Source organism: Kluyvera sichuanensis, from assembly GCF_014218705.1.
GTDB classification, from domain to species: domain Bacteria; phylum Pseudomonadota; class Gammaproteobacteria; order Enterobacterales; family Enterobacteriaceae; genus Kluyvera; species Kluyvera sichuanensis.
In genome coordinates, this window is record NZ_JABBJF010000099.1 from 1 (window position 1) to 284 (window position 284).

A 284-nucleotide genomic window follows, 5' to 3' on the forward strand; every position below is an offset into this window, starting at 1 on the left:
GAGGCCCAGGACACCGCCCTTTCACGGCGGTAACAGGGGTTCGAATCCCCTAGGGGACGCCACTTGCTGGTTTGTGTGAGTGAAAGTCGCCGACCTCAATATCTCAAAACTTACCTTCGGGTGACGTTTGAGATATTTGCTCTTTAAAAATCTGGATCAAGCTGAAAATTGAAACAGCACACTGAACTTTGTTCTCCGTAATAAGAACAGACTGAGGTGTGTTTGAGTCTCTCAAATTTTTGCAGCGCGATGATGAATCGAAAGAAACATCTTCGGGTTGTGAG

At 46.5% G+C, this 284-nt stretch carries 1 protein-coding gene; it reads right to left on the minus strand.

The window, feature by feature from the left end; all coding sequences use genetic code 11:
• Positions 1 to 103 precede the first annotated feature (103 nt).
• A partial coding sequence (locus HII27_RS27335; RefSeq protein ID WP_223883309.1) for a hypothetical protein occupies positions 104 to 284 on the minus strand: 181 nt, incomplete at its 5' end.